The sequence below is a fragment of the Acinetobacter guillouiae genome (assembly GCF_002370525.2).
GTDB classification, from domain to species: Bacteria; Pseudomonadota; Gammaproteobacteria; order Pseudomonadales; family Moraxellaceae; genus Acinetobacter; species Acinetobacter guillouiae.
In genome coordinates, this window is record NZ_AP014630.1 from 1,283,218 (window position 1) to 1,301,219 (window position 18,002).

15 protein-coding genes are annotated in these 18,002 nt (G+C 41.2%); 9 read left to right on the top strand and 6 right to left on the bottom strand.

Annotated elements, in window-relative coordinates:
- The first annotated feature begins 4 nt into the window (after positions 1-4).
- The 8 genes from AS4_RS06005 to AS4_RS06040 all read left to right on the top strand — a co-directional run bounded on the left by AS4_RS06005 (position 5) and on the right by AS4_RS06040 (position 9,502).
- Entirely contained in the window at positions 5-1,357 is a 1,353-nt protein-coding gene (locus AS4_RS06005) for an MFS transporter (protein WP_096733535.1), read from the top strand.
- 44 nt (positions 1,358-1,401) lie between these two features.
- Positions 1,402-1,815 carry a 4-carboxymuconolactone decarboxylase gene (pcaC, locus tag AS4_RS06010; protein ID WP_004722141.1) on the top strand — a complete coding sequence of 138 codons (414 nt, stop codon included), beginning with the start codon at positions 1,402-1,404 and terminating at the stop codon, positions 1,813-1,815.
- Between the two features lie 10 nt (positions 1,816-1,825).
- Entirely contained in the window at positions 1,826-2,551 is a 726-nt protein-coding gene (gene pcaH / locus AS4_RS06015; protein WP_004722139.1) for a protocatechuate 3,4-dioxygenase subunit beta, read from the top strand.
- A 12-nt stretch (positions 2,552-2,563) separates the two neighbouring features.
- Positions 2,564-3,193 carry a protocatechuate 3,4-dioxygenase subunit alpha gene (gene pcaG, locus AS4_RS06020; RefSeq protein WP_034617756.1) on the top strand — a complete coding sequence of 210 codons (630 nt, stop codon included), beginning with the start codon at positions 2,564-2,566 and terminating at the stop codon, positions 3,191-3,193.
- Between the two features lie 203 nt (positions 3,194-3,396).
- Positions 3,397-4,236: a type I 3-dehydroquinate dehydratase gene (gene aroD, locus AS4_RS06025; protein ID WP_096733536.1), complete on the top strand. Its 840-nt coding sequence runs from the start codon at positions 3,397-3,399 to the stop codon at positions 4,234-4,236.
- Positions 4,237-4,256: 20 nt separating this feature from the next.
- Positions 4,257-5,717, top strand: coding sequence for a right-handed parallel beta-helix repeat-containing protein (locus AS4_RS06030; protein WP_096733537.1), 1,461 nt, complete (start codon positions 4,257-4,259; stop codon positions 5,715-5,717).
- A gap of 19 nt (positions 5,718-5,736) precedes the next feature.
- Positions 5,737-7,062: a carbohydrate porin gene (locus AS4_RS06035; protein WP_096733538.1), complete on the top strand. Its 1,326-nt coding sequence runs from the start codon at positions 5,737-5,739 to the stop codon at positions 7,060-7,062.
- Between the two features lie 16 nt (positions 7,063-7,078).
- Positions 7,079-9,502 carry a glucose/quinate/shikimate family membrane-bound PQQ-dependent dehydrogenase gene (locus tag AS4_RS06040; protein WP_096733539.1) on the top strand — a complete coding sequence of 808 codons (2,424 nt, stop codon included), beginning with the start codon at positions 7,079-7,081 and terminating at the stop codon, positions 9,500-9,502.
- A gap of 692 nt (positions 9,503-10,194) precedes the next feature.
- On the opposite strand, the gene cueR is transcribed toward AS4_RS06040, so the two are convergent.
- The 6 genes from cueR to AS4_RS06070 form a co-directional block, all read right to left on the bottom strand.
- On the bottom strand, positions 10,195-10,659 hold the full coding sequence (gene cueR, locus AS4_RS06045; protein WP_034618209.1) for a Cu(I)-responsive transcriptional regulator: 465 nt from the start codon (positions 10,657-10,659) through the stop codon (positions 10,195-10,197).
- A 21-nt stretch (positions 10,660-10,680) separates the two neighbouring features.
- Positions 10,681-13,164 (bottom strand): heavy metal translocating P-type ATPase, encoded by a 2,484-nt coding sequence (locus AS4_RS06050; RefSeq protein WP_096733540.1) that lies wholly within the window; start codon positions 13,162-13,164, stop codon positions 10,681-10,683.
- 538 nt (positions 13,165-13,702) lie between these two features.
- Complete coding sequence (locus AS4_RS06055) at positions 13,703-14,581, bottom strand: copper resistance D family protein (RefSeq protein WP_096733541.1); 879 nt, start codon at positions 14,579-14,581, stop codon at positions 13,703-13,705.
- Between the two features lie 141 nt (positions 14,582-14,722).
- Entirely contained in the window at positions 14,723-15,094 is a 372-nt protein-coding gene (locus tag AS4_RS06060) for a copper resistance CopC family protein (RefSeq protein WP_096733542.1), read from the bottom strand.
- A 263-nt stretch (positions 15,095-15,357) separates the two neighbouring features.
- Positions 15,358-16,749, bottom strand: a complete 1,392-nt coding sequence (locus AS4_RS06065; RefSeq protein WP_096733543.1) for a heavy metal sensor histidine kinase — start codon at positions 16,747-16,749, stop codon at positions 15,358-15,360.
- Positions 16,739-17,422 carry a heavy metal response regulator transcription factor gene (locus tag AS4_RS06070; protein WP_004722117.1) on the bottom strand — a complete coding sequence of 228 codons (684 nt, stop codon included), beginning with the start codon at positions 17,420-17,422 and terminating at the stop codon, positions 16,739-16,741. The genes AS4_RS06065 and AS4_RS06070 overlap by 11 nt, the downstream gene beginning before the upstream one ends.
- A 151-nt stretch (positions 17,423-17,573) precedes the next feature.
- Here AS4_RS06070 and AS4_RS06075 point away from each other — a divergent pair, with 151 nt between their 5' ends.
- Positions 17,574-17,906 carry a hypothetical protein gene (locus AS4_RS06075; protein WP_096733544.1) on the top strand — a complete coding sequence of 111 codons (333 nt, stop codon included), beginning with the start codon at positions 17,574-17,576 and terminating at the stop codon, positions 17,904-17,906.
- The last annotated feature ends 96 nt before the right edge of the window (positions 17,907-18,002 follow it).

Below are 18,002 nucleotides of genomic sequence, written 5' to 3' on the forward strand. Positions count from 1 at the left end.
AACTATGGCACAGGAATTTGCTGCCCCAAAAAACAGTATGGATGCTCAGGCACTCATTAATGATGCACCGATCAGCAAGTATCAATGGATGATTGCAATCATTTGTTTTCTGATTGTATTTGTTGATGGAATCGATACGGCCGCAATGGGCTTTATTGCACCCGCTTTGGCACAGGATTGGGGGATTGATCGCTCTCAACTTGGACCTGTGATGAGTGCAGCACTGGGTGGAATGATCATTGGTGCATTGGTTTCAGGACCTACCGCGGATCGTTTTGGACGCAAGATTGTATTAACCATTTCAATGTTGATCTTTGGTGGCTTTACCTTGGCTTCAGCATATGCGCCAAACTTAGACAGTTTGGTTGTACTGCGCTTTTTAACTGGTATTGGCCTAGGCGCAGCAATGCCAAATGCCACCACATTGTTTTCAGAATACTGCCCGAATCGTGTTCGTTCACTGCTCGTGACCTGTATGTTTTGTGGCTATAACTTAGGTATGGCAACAGGTGGTTTTGTCAGTAGTTGGCTGATTCCTACCTTTGGTTGGCACAGCTTATTTCTACTTGGTGGTATTTCACCGTTGATCTTGATGGTATTAGTGATTGTGCTGTTACCTGAGTCATATCGCTTCTTGATTGTCAAAGGTCGTGATGCTGCAAAAGTTCGCAAAATTCTAAGCCATATTGCCCCTGAAAAAGTACAGCTTGCAGACAGCTTTTATATCCCAGAAGAACAGTCTGCTGTGGCACAAAAGAAAAATGTATTTGGCATGCTGTTTTCGCAAAAATTTGCCAAAGGCACGGTGCTGTTATGGTCAACCTATTTCATGGGCTTGGTGGTGATTTATCTGCTCACCAGTTGGTTACCAACCTTGATGCGTGAAACGGGCGCAACCATGGAACGCGCAGCATTTATTGGCGGTCTATTCCAGTTTGGTGGTGTGTTGAGTGCGTTATTTATTGGTTGGGCAATGGATCGTTTTAACCCAAACCGCATTATCTCAGCATTCTATTTTATCGCCGGCTTATTTGCGGTTGCCGTAGGTCAAAGCCTCAGCAACCCAACATTATTGGCGATTTTGGTGTTATGTGCAGGTGTGGCAATCAATGGTGCGCAGTCTGCAATGCCCGCGTTAAGTGCCCGTTTTTACCCAACTCAATGTCGTGCAACTGGCGTGGCATGGATGACAGGCATCGGTCGTTTTGGCGCAGTGTTTGGCGCTTGGATTGGTGCTGTTTTACTCGGCAATGATTGGTCTTTTACCGCAATTTTAAGCTTATTGATGATTCCTGCAACCGCTGCGGCTGTGGCAATTTTTGTTAAATCCTTAGTGGCGCATACCGATGCAACCTAACTTTCTCAAGATCAGACAGAAGATCGCAATGAGGGGAAATTTCAATGAATGATGAACAACGTTACCAACAAGGGCTACAGGTCCGCACCGAAGTATTGGGTGAAAAACATGTCGGGCGTTCTTTAGAAAACTTGAATGACTTTAACCAAGATTTTCAAAATTTTATTAGCCGTTTTGCTTGGGGTGAGGTGTGGTCACGTGAAGGTTTACCACGGCATACCCGCAGTTTAGTCACCATTGCTATTCTGTTGGCATTGGGACGAGAAGATGAACTCAGAATGCATCTACGTGCTTGCTTTAACAATGGCGTTACCAAGGACGAACTCAAAGAACTGATTTTACACAGCTCATTGTATGCGGGACTGCCAGCCGCAAATGCTGCAATGCACATGGCTGAAGATGTTTTTAAAGAACTTGGAATAGAAGTGCAACCTGTCGCTGCACAACAACAGGATTAAGGAGATAGGCATGTTAAGTCATACATTGGGTGCATATCCGCAACGGAATACAGAAGATCACCCGCCAGCATATACACCAGGCTATAAAACCAGTGTATTACGCTCGCCCAAAAATGCATTGATCTCGATTAATGAAACATTAACTGAAGTCACTTCACCGCATTTTTCACCTGAAATTTTTGGTGCAAAAGACAATGATTTGATTTTGAACTATGCCAAAGAAGGGCTCCCAGTCGGTGAGCGAATTATTGTGCATGGTTATGTACGTGACCAGTTTGGTCGCCCTGTAAAAAACGCTTTATTGGAAGTTTGGCAAGCCAACGCATCAGGTCGTTATCGCCATCCAAATGACAAATTTATTGGCGCAATGGATCCTAACTTTGGTGGCTGTGGTCGTACCCTAACCGATGAAAATGGTTTTTATATTTTCCGTACCATTAAACCGGGGCCATATCCGTGGCGTAACCGAATCAATGAATGGCGTCCAGCGCATATCCATTTTTCATTGATTGCCGATGGTTGGGCACAACGTTTGATTTCGCAATTCTATTTTGAGGGCGATACCCTGATAGATACTTGCCCGATTTTAAAAACCATTCCATCTGAAGATCAGCGTCGTGCCTTGATCGCATTAGAAGATAAAAACAATTTCATAGAATCAGATAGTCGTTGTTACCGCTTTGATATTCACCTGCGTGGTCGTCGTGCGACTTATTTTGAAAATGATTTGACTTAAGGAACTCAGACAATGAATGCATGGAATTTTCAGGAAATTAAGGAAACCCCATCACAAACAGGTGGTCCTTATGTACATATCGGTTTATTGCCACAACAAGCCAATATTGAAGTATTTGAACATAGCTTCGATAACCAATTGGTGAAGCAACATACTCAAGGCCAACGCATCCGTATTGAAGGTCAAGTGTTTGATGGGCTGGGTTTGCCATTACGAGATGTCTTATTGGAAATCTGGCAAGCCGATGCCAATGGGGTTTATCCAAGTCAGGCCGATACCCAAGGCAAAACAGCCGATGCTCATTTTCAGGGTTGGGGGCGTACAGGCGCAAATTTTGAAACTGGTTTTTGGAGTTTTGACACCATTAAACCGGGGGCTGTAGCAGGGCGTAAAGGCTCAACCCAAGCACCACATATTGCCGTCGCGCTATTTGCTCGTGGAATCAACATTGGTTTGCATACCCGTATTTATTTTGACGATGAAGTTGAAGCAAACGCCAATGATCCTGTACTCAACAGTATTGAGTGGGCAGTCCGCCGCCAAACCCTGATTGCAAAACGCAGTGAAGTAGACGGTGAAATCGTGTATCGCTTTGATATTCGTATTCAAGGTGAAGACGAAACCGTGTTTTTTGATATTTAACAATCCTCAAGATCTCTCTTTTTGAAAGAGAGGTCTTGTTTTGGAATCATCTAAGTCTTGAGATTCGCGATACTCCTCTTTTTTAAAAGCTAAGGAACGATTGAGGTTCCGCAAGGGAGGGATGAGGAGGGATTAAGATCGACGAAAAGCACTTAAATGAAATCGCAATATACAAACGGATAATTTATTCAGGAAGATGAAAAATGAAACTACAAAAATTTGCAGCATTGACGCTTGCACTTAGCTCCATATTTACCTTTCAAATGACACAGGCGCAACCTGTTTCACCAAGCCCAGTTGAACTTGCAGAACTGGCAAAACTCCCAGTAAAAACCATTGTCCCGATTACAGCAAAAACCAAAGAACAAGCCTTAGCACAGGCAAAAATCATTGCCAATAATCCAGATGCGGATTTGGCTGAGTTCCGCATAGATCTGCTCAACTTTGCCAGTGACACTAAGCAAGTGATTGCTTTAGGACATGAGCTTAAACAGATTTTAGGGTCTAAACCAGTGATTGCCACTATTCGCACTCATAACGAAGGCGGGCAACTGACCATCAGTGATGCGGATTATGGCAAAACTTATCAAGCCTATTTACGCCAACCCTTTATGGACATGTTGGATGTGGAAATGTTCCGAGATCCGCAAGTGGTGAAAAGCACAGTTAAATTGGCACATGAGAAAAAAGTATTGATTGTGATGTCCAATCACGATTTTAAAAAGACCCCTGATGAAGCAGAAATCGTTCAACGCTTGCTTAAACAAGATCAGCTTGGTGCAGATATTCTTAAAATTGCAGTGATGCCACAAAGCAAACAAGATGTATTTACTTTGATGAATGCAACCTTAAAAGTCAGTCAGCAATCTAAAAAACCATTGCTCACCATGTCGATGGGCAAACTCGGCACGATTTCTCGAATTGCCACAGCCAATATGGGCGGCAGCTTTAGTTTTGGCATGATCGGTGAAGCTTCTGCGCCCGGTCAAATTGATGTGACCCAACTGAAACAGTTATTAAAAACCGTTCAACCTACACCATAAATTAAAAGGAATTTTTAGACATGAAAATGATTTCATTACGTTTAACAACGTTGGCACTTGGCTTAGCGGTTTCTGGTTTGGCAATGGCGGAAAGCTATGTCGTGGATCGCTATCAGGATGATAGTGAAAAAGGTTCACTACGTTGGGCGATTGAGCAAGTCAACAGCAAGCCGAGTGAAACCAGTGAGATTTTGATTCAAGCGGTTGGGCAAGCGCCTTATGCCATTAAGGTCAACAGCCCACTGCCAGAAATTAAAGCACCAGTAAAAATCATCGGTACACAGTGGGCAAAAACAGGTGAGTTTATCGCGATTGATGGCTCAAATTATATTAAAGGTACAGGGGTTGAAGCTTGTCCGGGGGCTGTTGAAGGGCAGTTCGGAACCAATGTTCGTACCACAACTTTGCCGGGAATTGTGTTACGTGACATCAACGGGGTCAGCATTCAAGGACTAGAGATTCGTCGTTTTTGTATTGGGATCTTGATGAACCGTGCCAGCAATAACCTGATCCAAAATAACCGTATTATGCACAACTATGGCGGTGCAGGGGTGATGTTGACAGGGGATGATGGTAAAGGTAATCCGACTGCGACCACCACCAATAACAACAAAGTACTGAATAACTATTTCCAAGACAATGGTGATGGACTTGAGTTAACCCGTGGTGCTGCATTTAACTTGGTTGCCAATAACCACTTTATTTCAACTGCTGCAAACCCAGAGCCATCACAAGGCATTGAAATTCTATGGGGCAATGACAATGCCGTGATTGGCAACAAGTTTGAAAACTATTCAGATGGTTTACAGATCAACTGGGGCAAACGCAATTATATTGCCTATAACGAACTCACCAATAACTCCAACGGTTTTAACCTGACGGGTGATGGCAATATTTTTGACAGCAATAAAGTCCATGGTAATCGGGTTGGAGTTGCGATTCGTTCAGAAAAAGATGCCAATGCACGTATCACATTAACCAAAAATCAAATTTGGAATAATGGCAAAGACATCAAACGCTGTGAAGCGGGGGGAAGCTGTGTGCCCAATCAACGTTTAGGTGCAATTATTTTTGATATTCCGGGATTAGAACATGCGCACTTTGTCGGTTCACGTGGTCATGGTGTAAAAATTGATCCAGCAAACTTACAAAAGACCTGCCAGCAACCCAATGAACAAGGCTGTAATCCACAACCAAATCAAAATATTCAAGCACCTAAATTGACCCTAGCAAAAGGTCAAATTGCGGTAGAGGTAAAAGGACAACCGAATCAACGTTATCAAGTTGAATTTTTTGGCAACTCACAAGCAAGCTCAAATGAAGCCGAGTTTTATTTAGGCTCAAGTACTGTTGCAACCAATGCCCAAGGCACAGCAAGCGTGACTTGGAAACCGACAATGAAAGTTGCATCAATCACAGCCAATATCACAGATCGTCTAGGCGCAACATCTGAACTTAGCTCAGCGGTAAAACTGAAATAACAAATAATAAGGAAGTAATATGAGTTTAAATGGATTATCGATCAAACTGAGCTGTTTAGCCGTTGCATTGTGTATGGCTCAGAGTAGTTTTGCTGAGCAAGCTTGGTCACAAGATCGTCAATGGTTATTGGGCGATTGGAATGGGCAACGCCAACAACTGGAAAAAGACGGCTATAAATTTACGGCCTCTATTATGAGCCAAGCTGCAACCAATTTAGACGGGGGCTATCACGACAACAACAGCTTTGAAAATGCGGCGCAATTGGCGTTGGGTGCAAACTTTGATTTAAATAAAATCGCGGGCTGGAAAGACACCACAGCCAATATCTTAATCACCAAACGTGATGGTAATGCTTTAACTTTAGAAAGCATTAAAGACCCACGTTCTGGTGCTTTAGGCAATTCACAAGAAATTTATGGACGAGGCAAAATCTGGCGCCTGACCCAAGCATGGGTCAAAAAGGGCTTTGCTGACAATACGGTTCAATTCAAGATTGGTCGTATGGGCATGTCGGATGACTTTAATGGTTCACAATGTGAGTTTCAAAACCTATTACTTTGTGGTGGACAACTGGGCAAATCCATTGGTTCGATTTGGTACAACTTACCCGTAGGTTTATGGGGAACCAATGTGAAGTATCAATTTGCACCTGAGTGGACACTCGGTGTCGGTATTTATGAAGTCAATCCTGACAACATTAAAACTGGCAAAAACGATGGTTTTAACTTGGATATGCGCAATGTCAAAGGTGCCACTATTCCAGTAGAACTAGCGTGGCGCCCAAAATTAGCAGCATTTGATGGTTTAGCAGGCGAGTATAAAGTCGGTGCGTTGTACTCGACAGCTGAAGCCAACGATATTGCGATTGCAGGAAAAGTACATGATAGCAAACATAGTTTTTGGCTCAATGCACAACAACAACTGAGCCAAAAAGGGCAAGACCCTAAACGTGGTTTGTTCGTGAGCTTTAATGCCGTTGTCAATGATAAAGCCACCACGGCAGTACAAAGTACCCAACAACTTGCACTCTGGTACAAAGGGCCTTTTGACACTCGTCCCAATGATTCAATTGGATTTGGGCTTGCAAATTATATGGTCAATGATCGTTATAAAGATCGTCAGATTGCCACCAATAACAGCCGTGGTTATGACCAGTACGATAGGTTTGCAACAGATTATGTGCCTGTGCAACGTGATGAGCTCAATGTTGAATTGAACTATACCTATCAATGGTCACCTGCAATCATGCTACGACCAAACCTACAATATATCCATCAGCCTGCGGGTGTAAAAGAAGTGGATGATGCATGGGTTGCTGGTTTAAGCATGCGTGTGAATTTCTAATTTAGGAGTATGACGTATGACCGAATCTACAAGGACACATACCGTATTAAAAATATGGTGTTTTATCTTAGGTTTGGCTTTGCTTGTGACAGGGTTATTCTTTACTGTAGGCGGAGCCAAGTTGGCAACACTGGGCGGATCATGGTATTTCGTGATTTCTGGTGTATTCACACTGGCATCAGCAATTTTTATATTTAAGAAAAAAACACTGGGTGTCTGGCTATTTAGTTTGGTATTTGTGGGCACCATCATCTGGTCATTGCTGGATGCAGGTTGGGAATTTTGGCCTTTATTTTCAAGACTGATGTTTCCAGCAGGTGTATTTGCAGCATTGATGTTTACTTTGCCCGCGATTCGCCGTTACCAGTTTCAACCGAGTGCAAGCTTGCCAGCTTATGGCTTGGGTGCACTCACGGTTTTAGGTATGTTGATTGGGCTTTATCAAATGTTCCAACCGCATCCAACGGTTGCAGCTTCAGGTCAGGCATTGCCATTGGTTCCTGTTCAAGCAGACCAGCAACAAAGCAATTGGCAACATTATGGTCAGGATTCTGGCGGCAGTCGCTTTGCTGCACTTGATCAAATCACCCGTGAGAATGTCCATCAACTCAAAGAAGCATGGCGTTTTCGTACAGGTGATTTCACCACAGGTTCAGGCAACGGTGCAGAAGATCAAATGACCCCTTTACAGGTGGGCAACAAGATTTACTTATGTACGCCACATAACAATATTTTTGCTTTAGAGGCTGACTCAGGTAAACAGCTTTGGAAAGCCGAAGTAAATTCTAAATCGGATGCATGGGAACGTTGTCGTGGTGTGGCTTACTTCGATTCAACTGAACCTTTAACCCAACCGACCTTGGCAGGTGCAACACCTGTTCAAGCTGTTGCAAACAATACCGCTTGTCTACGCCGTGTGTATACCAACACACCAGATGGCCGTTTAATTGCGGTCAATGCTGACACCGGTGAGCGTTGTAAAGATTTTGGTGTAGATGGAACGGTTGACTTACTTAAAGGCTTGGGTGAAGGCACTACCGCACCACGTTTTGAAGTGACCTCTGCACCGACTATTGCAGGTACAGTGATTGTGGTAGGTAGTCGTATTGCAGATAACCTTGCCGCAGATATGCCGGGTGGGGTGATTCGTGCTTATGATGTGATCACAGGTCAATTACGCTGGGCATTTGATCCACGAAATCCTGATCCAAACCATGTGTTAAAAGAAGGCGAAACCTATAAACGCAGTTCAGCTAACTCATGGGCTGCGATGTCGTATGACCCAAAAATGAACACGGTATTTATGCCAATGGGTAGCTCATCTGTGGATGTTTGGGGAGGCAACCGTCAACCCTTGGATCATAAATATAATTCATCTATCTTGGCTGTAGATGCAAGCACAGGTAAAGAAAAATGGGTCTATCAAACTGTTCATAATGACCTATGGGATTTTGATTTACCGATGCAACCAAGCTTGGTTGATTTCCCAATGAAAGGTGGTAAGAATCAACCTGCTGTGGTGATTGGAACCAAATCTGGACAATTCTTTGTATTGGATCGCTTAACAGGTAAACCATTAACCAAGGTAATTGAACAGCCTGTTAAAGCTGCCAATATTCCGGGTGAACAATATAGCCCAACTCAGCCACGTTCTGTTGAAATGCCACAAATTGGTAATCAAACTTTGACTGAGTCGGATATGTGGGGCGCAACACCGTTTGACCAGCTGATGTGTCGTATCGGCTTTAAATCCATGCGTTATGAAGGACTATATACTGCACCGGGTACAGATAAATCGTTAAGCTTCCCCGGCTCTTTGGGTGGGATGAACTGGGGCAGTATTGCCTTTGATCCAAGCCACCAATATATGTTTGTCAACGATATGCGTTTAGGTCTATGGATTCAGTTGGTTGAACAAACCCCTGAAGACTTGGCAATTCAGGCAAATGGTGGTGAAAAGGTCAATACAGGTATGGGTGCTGTACCGATGAAAGGTACACCCTATAAAGTCAATAAAGATCGTTTCTGGTCGAAGTTGAATATCCCATGTCAAAAACCGCCTTATGGCACCATGACTGCCATTGATATGAAAACTCGCCAGATTGCTTGGCAAGTACCGATGGGAACAGTCGAAGACACTGGACCTATGGGGATAAAAATGGGATTAAAAGCACCGATTGGTATGCCTACCATTGGTGGACCAATGGCAACACAAGGTGGTTTAGTCTTCTTTGCAGCAACGCAAGATTACTACTTACGTGCCTTGGATTCATCTTCAGGTAAAGAGTTGTGGAAATCACGTTTACCTGTCGGTAGCCAAGGAACGCCAATCAGCTATGTTTCACCTAAAACAGGTACACAATATGTGATGGTGACTGCGGGCGGTGCTCGACAATCTCCTGATCATGGTGACTATGTGATTGCCTATAGTCTGAAGTAAGCTAAAACTGTTTAAAAAATGGAACTGCAATCGTAAAGCGATTGCAGTTTTTTTATGGGTTTAAAATTGAATAAGAGAAGTATAAATTATGTCGCTTTTGCTTTTTTAATCATACATGGTGTGGCTATCGTGTGGCGACATGGATGTCGCCGTTGGGCGGGGGTATAGGACGTACCCCTCGCCCAAAAAAAGATTTTTGTTACTTTTGATCTTTCAAAAGTAAGGTATCGCCTACGCAAGTTAAATTAAACCTTTCACTGTAAGGTGTGGCATTGCTAACTTTTTTATAATCAAACAGTTTGTTTTTATGTAATTGATTTAATAAAAAATATTAATTAAGAGGAATTGAATTTTTGTGTCTGAGCTTTTTGACAGGTTGACTATATCGTATGGCGACAAGGATGTCGCCGCTGGGCGGGGGTATAGGATGTGCCCCTCGCCCAGCAAAAGATTTTTGTTACTTTTGATCTTTCAAAAGTAAGGCATTGCCTGCATAAATTACTCAAAACCTTTCACTGTAATATGAGGCAGTGCAAGCCCCGTTGCGCTGAAAAAAGAAGAGAGCTGCATAAAACTCAATTCATTTTATTAATGAAAACTCCCCATTTTCAAAGGTGAGAAGTATTACTTTGCAGGGGGGAGGATTTTAAATCCTAAACTGATCAGTAGAGGATTTAAAAAAGCTTTAAACCTTATTTAACTTTTTGCTGCGCAAGTGGAGAAACAGAGAGAGAATCATTTTGATGGTAGCTTTCCTGAAGCTCAATATCCTGCTTTTGCAAACCCTCAAGAATTGGACAATTCGGTCGATGATCACCCGCACAACAATTGATGAGGTTTTGCAAAGTATTGGTCATCTTCTGCAATTCAGTAATACGGATTTCCAATTTTTCGATATGCGAGAGCGCGAGTTGCTTTACATCCGCACTGTGTCGATTTTTATTGTTCCATAAATCCAGAAGATCTGCGATTTCTGCAACCGAGAAGCCGAGCGATCTTGAGCTTCGAATAAACTTGAGCCGTTCAGCATCTTGGTCGGAATAAGAGCGATATCCTGCATTACTTCGCCCCACGGCTGGAATCAGACCAATTTGTTCATAATAACGAATCATTTTGGCAGAGATTCCAACAGTTTGAGACAGTTTTCCAATATTCATGGTGATTCTCTCTACAAGCTGCTACTCGAAAGTAGAAGCGGGTTGAAAGCGACGTAAACGTAAGGCATTGGCCAAGACGAATACACTGGATAAAGCCATTGCACCTGCTGCAAAGATTGGCGAAAGTAAGATTCCATAAGCAGGATAGAGTAGTCCAGCCGCAACTGGAATCAGCATGGTATTGTATGCAAATGCCCAGAATAAATTCTGATGAATATTGCCGATAGTGGCTTTTGATAAAGCAATGGCATTGGCAACACCTTGCAAGTTACCTGACATCAATACAACATCCGCCGACTCAATTGCAACATCGGTACCTGTACCGATGGCAAGCCCAACATCGGCTTCAGCCAGAGCAGGGGCATCATTGATCCCATCACCGACAAATGCAATATTGCCATATTTTGCTTTAAGGCTTTGTACCGCTGTTACTTTTCCTTCAGGTAAAACTTCCGCAATCACTTCGTCAATGCCCAATTGTCGAGCAATCGCTTGGGCTGTACGGGCATTATCACCTGTGACCATGGCAACTTTAAGACCGAGTTGATGCAAGGCTTTAATTGCACTTGGCGTGGTTGATTTAATTGGATCTGCAACCGCGATAATTCCTGCCAGCTTGCCATTGATTGCCACATAAAGTGGTGATTTGCCTTCATCACCTAAACGTTGTGCCGCACTTGCAAAAGGTGAAATATCAATATTGAGCTGCAGCATATAGCGATCCGCACCTATATGAATTTCGCCATTTTCATCTATAGCTGCATAGACGCCCATACCTGTCACAGAATCAAATTGATTGACTTTGGGTAAGGTTAGGTTTTCTTTGGTTGCAGCATCCACAATAGCTTTGGCAATTGGATGTTCAGAACGAGATTCAACGGCTGCCACCATACTTAAGACATGATCACGTTGAAAAAATTCAGTGACCTCAAAATCTGTTAGTACAGGATGACCTTCAGTTAATGTACCTGTTTTATCTACAGCAACCACTTTGGCATCTTTCAGTAGTTGTAATGCTTCACCTTTACGGAACAGTACGCCGAGTTCGGCACCACGTCCTGTCCCGACCATAATTGAAGTTGGGGTTGCTAAACCCATTGCACAAGGGCAGGCAATAATCAGCACAGCAACAGCATTGACCAAAGCAAAAGTTAAAGCAGGGGAAGGGCCGAAAATCAACCAAATCAAGAAAGTCAGTACAGCAGCAGCCATCACAGCAGGTACAAACCATAAGGTAATTTTATCAACCACAGCTTGGATCGGCATTTTCGAGCCTTGTGCTTGCTCAACCAAACGAATGATTTGTGCAAGCATGGTTTCGCCACCTACAGCGACAGCTTTAAAGCTAAAGGTGCCATTTTGATTGATGGTACCACCGACAACGTCACTGTCTACTTTTTTCTCGACAGGGATGGGTTCACCCGTAATCATCGATTCATCGACAAAGCTTTTGCCTTCAATAACTTTTCCATCTACAGGAACACGTTCACCCGGTTTAACAATGATAAAGTCACCAACTACAACTTGGTCAATCGGAATATCTATGATTTGATTTTCACGAGAAACATGTGCAACTTTGGCTTGTAAACTGACTAAGCGTTGAATAGCTTCAGAAGTACGCCCTTTGGCTTTTGCCTCAAGAAAACGACCGAGTAAAATTAAGGCAACGATAACCGCAGCGGCTTCATAATAAACATTGACTGTTCCAGCTGGTAAGATGCTGGGCATAAATGTTGCGACGATGGAAAATAGATATGCTGCCAAGGTACCTACAGCAACCAATGAATTCATATCTGGTGCTAAACGCAATAAAGCGGGTAAACCATGTATATAGAATCTACGCCCCGGAATCACCAACACCAGTGTGGTCAGAATAAACTGTAAATACCAGCTATTTTGTACCCCGATGGTCTGAGCAATCAGGTGATGCATGCCGGGAATAAGGTGTGAACCCATTTCTAAAATAAAAACTGGCAGCGCAAAAATCGTGGCAAGTATAAGGTCTCGTTTTAGTTCAGCACGTTCTTGATCTTTTTTTTCGAGATGTTCTGCTTGATCTGGAATAGCGCTTTGAATTTGTTTGGCGTCATAACCCGCCTTATCAATCGCTGCAATTAAAGCTGCAACATTGGCTGTGCCAGTGATTGTTGCTCGTTCAGTTGCAAGATTTACATTTGCCTCTTTGACACCGGGAACGGCTTTGAGCGCTTTTTCAACACGACTGACACATGAGGCACAAGTCATGCCATCAATAGATAATTCAGTGGCTGCATCAGCAACTTCATATCCAGCATGTTCAATCGCATTGATCAGTGCTTGGCGATCAATGCTGATATTCGATGTAATATCAGCACGTTCAGTGGCTAAATTCACGGATGCTTGAGTGACGCCATCGACTTTTTTAAGCGCTGTTTCTATTCGACTGACACAACTTGCACAGCTCATGCCCTTGATTTGTAAACTACTTTTCAAATCAGAAACACGATCTTGTGATCTATTTTCCATAAGTCATACCTATAAGTCTTATTCCATGATCTAAATCCTAAACTTTGACATAATGGTAAGGTCAAGTAAAACAATTCAAGTTTTTATAACAGCTTGTTGTAGATAGAAATTTAGTTTGTGAACAGCCCCTAAAAATATATTTTTTTGAACGATGTTTTATTTAATGTTTATGACGCTATCTCCTGAATTAATTAAAAAATAATCAGTTCATAGAAATTAAGCTACTTTTGCTTTTATTATTATTTAATTATACATGATCGTTCTATCGCGGGGCGACATGGATGTCGCCGTTGGGCGGAGGTACAGGACGTACCTCTCGCCTAACAGAAGATTTTTGTTATCTTTTCATCTCTGAAAAGTAAGGCATCGCCTACGCAAAGGTATTTAAACTTTGAAGGTAAGATGCGGCAGTGCAAACTCTCCAGTCAGATGAATTCACTTTTATGGAATCTTCTCAATTCAATGACTTATAAGGTTTCATCTCATTTGAAAAATCATCTAAAGCTATACTCTAGATGTTTATTCATATCCGTATTTTTTAATCAATCCCAACCACTGTGGTGATGTAACTTGTGGTAAGTAGAATCAATAAACCCAAATACATTTCAAATAAAATGGCACAACTTAAATATTGCGCAAATAAAGGTTCTTCAAGTCGTGGAGTAAGAAACCATTTATTGAAAGCAGCAAGTAATAAAATACTCCCCACAAATGCCAGTTTAAGAACAAAACCATGACCATATGAGGTATAGATTAAAGTATTCAAATCCTTAAATAAAAATAATGCAATGGTGATACCACAGAGGATTAATACTCCGACAACAAAGGCTGCAATCCGTCCAAATGCCTCCATGAGTTTTCTTAACGATCGACCACTGATTTTATGACTCATTTTCCATAAAGGATAGAGTGAGCCCATCCATAACGACATGAAAAAAACATGAATGCTGAGTATAATTTGAGCAAAAAATGGTAGGTTGGTGACATGCCCGATTTGAGAATAGCTATAAAGAATTGGGATAAGCAACACAACAAATAGTATTTTTTCAAAAGTGGCGATGTGAGTGGTTTTTTTGCCCAATTTGATCGTTAAAAGCAGAAAAATTAAGGCAAAACTGATGATTCTGACAATGTGTATTTGCCCAGTGTCTGTATTTAAAAGAATATTGAGATAGGTTTGATCAAAAATACCGGAAAGCCCCGCGTTGGCAAAGCTACCTACTAAAATAAAAAAGCCTAAAGTGCTTCCAACCAGACCTAATGTCGCACCTAAGTGCATATATTTGAGTAGTGTTACTTTTATGCTGGTATAACGCCAGAGTAAAAAATAACAAAAAGCACCGCCAATCATAAAAGCAGTACTGAGATATAAGGTGATTTTTGTTAGCCAAGTTGACCAAATCCAGAATTCGAACATTATTTTTTTCCTTTATTCGAGTCTGTTGACAATTCGCCTCAGTTTGCGACAACTCAAACTATTGATGAAATGCCAACAAACCCTAACAACAGTTCAGTCACTTGCTGAAATGTTGTTCATCAATCTGCAATTTCTTTGGTTTTATTTAATCGTGAAGCTATATTCATTGTTCATGTTATGGCCATCTTTGCCCATTGTTGTCCAAACAACAAAATATTTGCCTTTTTTAAGCTCGGGAACAGGAACATTAAATATTTTTTTTAGATCATGATTCACTTTATAGTTAAGTGGAATATTGGTTCTTTGTGCATCCAGTAACTTAATATTCATTAACATGACTTCTCCACTAAAATTAAGCACTAAACTTTTAGGTGCAGTGGTAATGGAGGCATTCATTGCTGGTGTGCTGCTGGTTAAATCAACATGAGCTATAGCATTGGTTGCGCTAATGAGTATCACTGCACCAAACAAAACACTACGTAGTTTGGTCATATTATTTTGCGAGGATTTCATTGAATGTTCCTTTTACTGTTGTGTTTAGACCTTGATTATTAAAGAGGGTGATAGACATCAGAATGACTTTAAAATTACACTTTTGTTATTTAGAAAAACTAAACAATAGGGGATATTAAAAGATTTTTAAGGCAAATTAAACACACATTAGTCGGAAAAGTTTATTTTTTTTAATAATTGATCTGTAGTTCAACTTTTTACAGCTGTATTTTTAACAGCTGCTTAAAGATGTAATTTTATTTAAAATACTTTTGCTTTGTATATCATGTTGGAAGATATTCATTTTTAAAAACAACCGTGAAAATCACTAAACCATCTCGTGATTCTGCTTGGATAGTAGCACCATGTAAGGTCAATATAGACTTGGTGATTGCAAGCCCTAAACCTGTACCATCTTCAACACGTTGACGAGAGGTATCTGTTCGATAGAAACGATCAAACAGCCGAGACAATTGTTCAGGGGATAAGGTAGGGCCTTCATTTTCAATTGAAAAACTGGTGTGATCTGCGGTTTGTTGACATTTAATCTGAATGACAGAGTTCGACTTGCTGTATTTAATAGCATTGGAGATTAAATTGCTCAACGCACGGCGTAGCATCGCAATATTTGCATTGACTTTTCCGGTACCGACCAGATGAAAGGTCATATATTTTTCGGCTGCTAAAGCATCATAAAACTCAAACAAAGTGTTGAATTCTTCGTATAAATGAATGGTTTGTACATTTTTAAGGTTAAGGCCATTTTCTGCTTTCGCCAAAAACAGCATATCTGAAACGATTCTTGCCAGATGTTCAAACTCTTCTAAGTTTGAAAACAAGACTTCTTTATAGGCATCGATATCTCGACTACGAGACAAACATACTTGGGTTTGTGTCATTAAATTGTTGATAGGCGTGCGAATTTCATGTGCAAGATCCGATGAAAAGTCGGAAAGTTTTTCTAAAGCAAACTCTAAGCGGTCAAGCATTTCATTAAAGGCGATGGTCAGTGATTTTAATTCTGTTGGAGTATTCTCAACTTCTAAACGCTCAGATAAATTTTGTGCTGAAATCCCTTCTACAACTGCCGCTATTTTTTTGATCGGGCGTAATCCTCGCCAAACCGCAAACCATCCTAAAAACATTAAGCAAAGTGCACCAATTAAACAAATATAAACCAGTTGACGTTTGAATGCATTTAAAAAAAGCATGTGTTCTGAAGTATCAATCGCAACAATAATTTGGGTAGATTGTGCATCTTCATCATCTTCAAAAATATTTTGATAGACTAATCCACGATAATTTTTATCTTGGACCTCCCATCTAATCCATTGATCCAGATCTGGGTTGGCAATGACCTGTGGTGCGATCGCCATTTGTGCAGAATTAAATACAATTTGATTCAACGGTCGTTCAACTTGCACAATCAGATTATCATGTCCAATAAGAGAATCTTTTAATGCAACATTGAGTTCTTTAGAGTTGCTTGGATTCTGTTTTAATAGATTTTGTATAAGCTGAATTTTCCCCTCAAGGAGTACTCGATCTTCACTTTCAAAGTGTTGTGTGACTCCGAGGTGTATCACGAAGCCCATAATAATTAAAATCGTTACAGTGGAGAGGGAAAAAATAATGGCGATTCGGAAACTAATCGCATTGAACAGCTTACGCCTCATCTTCAACCTCTAAAACGTAACCCATTCCTCGAATATTCTGAATCAGTTTAGGTGTAAAGTTACTGTCAATTTTATTTCTTAAACGTTTAATCGCAACTTCGACCACATTGGTGTCACTATCAAAGTTCATATCCCAAACTTGTGAGGCAATCAGCGCTCGCGGCAAAATTTCACCACGTCTACGCATAAATAATTCCATCAATGCAAACTCTTTCGCGGTCAGGTCAATACGTTGTCCTTCACGCGTTACACGCCGTTTTCTGATATCAAGTTCAAGATTGGCAATACTAATTAAGTTACTGTCTTCTCTTTGCTGTCCTCGACGAAGTAAGCTTTTTATTCTTGCGAGAAGTTCAGCAAATGCGAAAGGTTTTACCAAGTAATCATCCGCACCCAACTCTAATCCTTTTACGCGGTCTTCAATTTGATCTCGCGCTGTTAAGAATAAAATCGGCATGGTTTTTCCATTTTTACGGACAGCTTCTATAATATGCCAGCCATCTACCCCAGGTAGCATCACATCTAATATGATGACATCGTAATCTTCAGAAAGTGCATACTGTTTACCTGTGAGCCCATCTGTAACCCAGTCAGTAATATAACCTGCTTCAGATAAACCTTGCTTAAGGTAGTCCCCAGTTTTTTGCTCATCTTCGACTAATAATATTCTCATGTTTGCTTCCTAGAATACTCTTTAAAAATATAATAGCGTGATAAAACTAAAGAAAGGTATAGATTACATAAATGTCATTTTCAAGTCATCTTAATGTTCAATAGTTCGATTTATTGTACCACTTAAGAATCTCAAGCTTGGAGAGGTACAAATGCGAGCGATTTTACCCCGCAGTTTAATCAACATGGTCTGTATGGGGAGTCTGATAATTGCGACTCAATCTTGGGCAGATGCCTCTAAAATGCCGAATAAAACGGATCCTCAAACTGCAGAAAAAATGCCAATGCAATGCTCTATAAAGCCTTGTAATGCGCAGCATGAAATCAAAAAGTCTAACAATGAACATGCAGAACAACAGCATGTACATTCAACTGAAATGGCACAAACAACTCAATCGAGTGGGGTTGATATGGCACATGTGATGATGAAAATGGATCATTCAAACATGACGATGCCTGTTGCCTCTGCGACAGCAAGTAAGTAACACAATAAAAGATTCATGTTGAAATTCAAAGCTTAGGGGATAGATGGCAAAGTTGGTTCATCTATAAAGTAAAATTCGCAGGATGCGTTTAATTAT

Coding starts and splice junctions, on each gene's coding strand:
- AS4_RS06030 (WP_096733537.1), top strand. CDS start 4,257: ATGAAAATGATTTCATTACGTTTAACAACGTTGGCACTTGGCTTAGCG.
- AS4_RS06055 (WP_096733541.1), bottom strand. CDS start 14,581: ATGTTCGAATTCTGGATTTGGTCAACTTGGCTAACAAAAATCACCTTA.
- AS4_RS06035 (WP_096733538.1), top strand. CDS start 5,737: ATGAGTTTAAATGGATTATCGATCAAACTGAGCTGTTTAGCCGTTGCA.
- aroD (WP_096733536.1), top strand. CDS start 3,397: ATGAAACTACAAAAATTTGCAGCATTGACGCTTGCACTTAGCTCCATA.
- AS4_RS06050 (WP_096733540.1), bottom strand. CDS start 13,164: ATGGAAAATAGATCACAAGATCGTGTTTCTGATTTGAAAAGTAGTTTA.
- pcaG (WP_034617756.1), top strand. CDS start 2,564: ATGAATGCATGGAATTTTCAGGAAATTAAGGAAACCCCATCACAAACA.
- AS4_RS06040 (WP_096733539.1), top strand. CDS start 7,079: ATGACCGAATCTACAAGGACACATACCGTATTAAAAATATGGTGTTTT.
- pcaC (WP_004722141.1), top strand. CDS start 1,402: ATGAATGATGAACAACGTTACCAACAAGGGCTACAGGTCCGCACCGAA.
- AS4_RS06060 (WP_096733542.1), bottom strand. CDS start 15,094: ATGAAATCCTCGCAAAATAATATGACCAAACTACGTAGTGTTTTGTTT.
- AS4_RS06005 (WP_096733535.1), top strand. CDS start 5: ATGGCACAGGAATTTGCTGCCCCAAAAAACAGTATGGATGCTCAGGCA.
- pcaH (WP_004722139.1), top strand. CDS start 1,826: ATGTTAAGTCATACATTGGGTGCATATCCGCAACGGAATACAGAAGAT.
- AS4_RS06070 (WP_004722117.1), bottom strand. CDS start 17,422: ATGAGAATATTATTAGTCGAAGATGAGCAAAAAACTGGGGACTACCTT.
- AS4_RS06075 (WP_096733544.1), top strand. CDS start 17,574: ATGCGAGCGATTTTACCCCGCAGTTTAATCAACATGGTCTGTATGGGG.
- AS4_RS06065 (WP_096733543.1), bottom strand. CDS start 16,749: ATGAGGCGTAAGCTGTTCAATGCGATTAGTTTCCGAATCGCCATTATT.
- cueR (WP_034618209.1), bottom strand. CDS start 10,659: ATGAATATTGGAAAACTGTCTCAAACTGTTGGAATCTCTGCCAAAATG.